Annotated in this window: 4 protein-coding genes; 2 read left to right on the top strand and 2 right to left on the bottom strand. The window is 73.0% G+C overall.

Annotation, left to right across the window (positions count from 1 at the left end):
- The first annotated feature begins 258 nt into the window (after positions 1-258).
- Together ABZ899_RS36465 and ABZ899_RS36460 are read left to right on the top strand one after the other, a co-directional pair.
- Entirely contained in the window at positions 259-807 is a 549-nt protein-coding gene (locus ABZ899_RS36465; protein WP_361355213.1) for a sigma-70 family RNA polymerase sigma factor, read from the top strand.
- The gene (locus ABZ899_RS36460; protein ID WP_361355210.1) at positions 800-1,795 is read left to right on the top strand and encodes a CU044_5270 family protein; all 996 of its coding nucleotides are present in this window, start codon (positions 800-802) and stop codon (positions 1,793-1,795) included. The genes ABZ899_RS36465 and ABZ899_RS36460 overlap by 8 nt, the downstream gene beginning before the upstream one ends.
- A 19-nt stretch (positions 1,796-1,814) precedes the next feature.
- Here ABZ899_RS36460 and ABZ899_RS36455 read toward each other — a convergent pair whose 3' ends face one another.
- Both ABZ899_RS36455 and ABZ899_RS36450 read right to left on the bottom strand, forming a co-directional pair.
- Positions 1,815-2,918: a YihY/virulence factor BrkB family protein gene (locus tag ABZ899_RS36455; RefSeq protein WP_361355207.1), complete on the bottom strand. Its 1,104-nt coding sequence runs from the start codon at positions 2,916-2,918 to the stop codon at positions 1,815-1,817.
- Between the two features lie 336 nt (positions 2,919-3,254).
- Positions 3,255-3,446, bottom strand: a 192-nt coding sequence (locus tag ABZ899_RS36450; protein WP_361355204.1) for a transposase, incomplete at its 5' end; no start/stop codon positions are given.

The raw sequence follows: 3,446 nt of genomic DNA, 5'->3' as shown, positions 1-3,446 counted from the left end.
GCCAGCTCGGCGCGCATGAGCAGCGCCATCACGCCACCGATCACGAAGAACGCGAACGACGTGACCAGGTACAGCGTGCCGATCGTCTTGTGGTCCGTCGTCGTCAGCCACCGCACGGCCCGGACGCCCCTGATGTCTCTGATCCTTTTCACACCCCGCCTGTGTCCGAAGGCGGCCCGCACGTCACAGCCGGCGGGAGCGGCGAGAATCACCGGGGAGGGGTGTGACGATCCGGCGGGTGCCGGACACGAACGGAGCATGAGCAACGACGAGATCTTCGCCGCTGCCTATCGCGAGCACTACTGGGCGGTCAGCCGCTACGTCGCGCGGCGACTGGACGGCCGGACAAGCGAGGTCGAGGAAGTGGTGGCGGAGGTGTTCACCGTCGCCTGGCGGCGCCGGGACGACCTCCCGGCCGCCCCGCTGCCCTGGCTGTACGGCGTGGCACGCAACTGCCTCGCGAACGCGGTACGCGGCTACGGGCGCCGGCGCCGGCTGGTCGACCGCCTCGGCAACGACGACGCGGCGCACGGACGGCACGTCGAGGCGGGCCCCGACGCCGAACCGCCCGGCGCCTGGGTGCACGACGCGCTGGCCCGGCTGTCCCCCGCCGACCAGGAGGTGCTGCGCCTCGCGGCCTGGGAGGAGCTCGGCGTCGACGAGATCGCCGTGGTCCTCGGCTGCGGCCGGCGCGCCGCGTCGATGCGGCTGCACCGCGCCCGCCGCCGGCTGAAGGCCGAGATCGACCAGCTCCGCCCCGCCCTCACGACCGGTACGACAGCCACGAAGGAGCAGCAGCATGGCTGACGAACTCGACCTCCTGCGCGCCGCCGATCCGGTCCCGGCCGACCACCCCCGCCTCGGCGACGGGCCCCTGGACCAGCGGGCCGAACGCCTCCTCGCGGACCTGCGGCGCGAACCGCCCGCCCGCCGCCGTGTCCGGTGGCCGCGCACAGGCCCCGGCGTCCGCCCCAGGCCGGCCTGGGCACTGCTGGCCGCCGTCGTCGCCGTCACCCTCAGCCTGGTCGTCGGCGGCACCGCGACCACCCCCGCCCTGGCCGCCCCCCGTCCGCTGGTCGTGCGCGCCGATGCCACCCCGGTGTCCCTGGCGGAGCTGGCGCGGCGGGCCCGCGCGGACGCGGCCGCCGGAGCGCAGGCCCTGCGCAAGGGCACGCATGTGCAGTCGTGGAGTCTCGCGATGAGCGAGGACAAGGCGCCGATCACGCTCCCCGAGGAGCGGATCGTGCGCTGGAAGACCGACGGCAGCCACACCGAGCTGGTGGTGGCGACCGACCCGACGCGTCCGGGCCGGCCCGTGCTGCGCGACGACGCCGACGGCCCCCCGCTGGTCGAGGACGGCCACGTCGTCAGCCGCCGCACCTACCCGCGCAGCTGGAGCGACGCCCCGCCCCAGTCCCCGCCGCCGCGTGACGCGACCCGGCTGCGGGCCTGGCTGCGGGAGGCCGCCTCCGAACCCGACGGGCTCGGCACCGGCGAACTCCTCGACGCCGTGGAACTGCTGCTCGACCACTGGACCCTGGGCGCCCGGGAGTCCGCCGCGCTGGCCGAGCTGCTCGCCGGCACCGAGGGACTGCGCCCGGCCGGTCAGGTCACCGACCGGCTCGGCCGGGCGGGGCTGGCGTACACGTACGAGGCGCGTGGCCTCGCCCACCTGCTGATCATGGATCCGCGCACCGGCGCGGTCCTCGGCCTGGAGACGACGTTCACCCGGGCCGACCCCGCCTACGGGGTACGGGCCGGGGACGTCATGGAGTACAGCGCCTGGATGCGCTGAGGGAGCCGGCGCGCGCCGGTCACGGGCTGCGCAGACGGCGCTTGTCCTCTTCGTCCCAGGCGGTGGTGTCGCGCGGGGTCGCGTACGGCTCCTCCTCCGGCGGATGCCCGCCGGCGATCGCGCGCTGCCGCACCGCCTCGGCGTCGAACTCCAGGCCGAGGAGGATCGCCAGGTTCCCGATCCACAGCCACACCAGGAAGACGATCACGCCGGCCATGGTGCCGTAGGTCTTGTTGTACGAGGCGAAGTTGGCGACGTACACGGCGAAACCGCCCGAGGCGATCAGCCAGATCACCAGGGCCAGCGCGCTGCCCGGCGTGATCCACCGGAAACCGCGCACCTTGGCGTTGGGGGAGGCCCAGTACAACAGGGCGATCATGGTGGTGACCAGGATCGCCAGGACCGGCCACTTGGCGATGGCCCAGACCGTCAGGGCGGTGTCCCCGATGCCCAGCGTGCTCCCGACCTCAAGGGCCAGCGACCCGGTGAAGACGACGATCAGCGCGCTGATCACGGCCAGCACCATCAGCGCGACCGTCACCCCGAGCCGTACCGGGAGCACTTTCCAGACCGGCCGGCCCTCCGGCACGTCATAGACGGCGTTGGCCGTGCGGATGAAGGCCGCGACGTAGCTGGACGCCGACCACACGGCCAGCAGGATGCCGACGACGGCCATGATCGAGCCGAGGCCGCCGTTGTGCTGCAGCTGCTCGACGGCGCGGGTGAGGATGTCCCGGGCCGAGCCGGGGGCCATCCTCTCGATGTTCTCCATGACCTTGGCGGTGGCCGACTTGCCGACCAGCCCCAGCAGGGAGACCAGCACCAGCAGGGCGGGGAAGAGCGACAGCACGCTGTAGTAGGTCAGCGCCGCCGCGCGGTCGGTCAGCTCGTCGTCCTTGAACTCCCGCAGGGTGCCCTTGAGCGCCGCGAACCACGACCGCTTGGGCAGTTCGGTGGGCGAGTCCGGGGCGCGCCCCTCCACCTGGGGGTCCGGACCGAACCGCTCCTGTGTGGTCTCCGCGCCGGTCTCCGGACCCTGTCCCCGCCCGCCCTCGTCCGTCTCCGGTCGCGCACCGGAGAGGCCTCCGGGATCCTTTTGCCTGGATTTGAGTAGTCGCCTCATGCCCCCCGGGTAACCGGCCCGGTCCGGATCACGCGCGACCGCGGACCGGAATCGCCCGGTCCGCCCGGCCGCCGCAGGACGCGGCGACCGCCGGGTCGCGGACCGCCGGCAGCGGACTCATGGCACCTCGTCACGAGCCCGCGCGCCGGCCGACCGGGCCCCGGACGTGTGCGGATGTACGGCTACCAGAATTCATTCGCTGTGCATCGGCCTTCAGGCTGGTGGTGAAGCGGATCTACTGGTCGCGACGCGGAGCGTCGCGGATTCAGGTCCCGGCGGAGCCGGACGGTGTGGTTCTTTGCCTGCGGCGAGGAGCGTCGCGAGGGCTTTCCCGGTTCAGCCGGGTGGTGCGCACACCGGCCGGTTCTGCTGTTCGCCGTACTGCCTGATCACGGAGAGCGGGGCGCCGCCGATGGTTCCGGCGATGTAGGATCCGGACCAGAGTTTGCTGGCCCGCCAGTAGTGGCGTACCAGGTCGGGGAACTCCTGGCGGAGCCTTCGGGAGGAGACACCCTTGAGGGAGTTGAC

The sequence above is a fragment of the Streptomyces sp. NPDC046859 genome (assembly GCF_040645135.1).
GTDB lineage: Bacteria > Actinomycetota > Actinomycetes > Streptomycetales > Streptomycetaceae > Streptomyces.
This window is presented reverse-complemented; position numbering and strand designations above follow the sequence as displayed.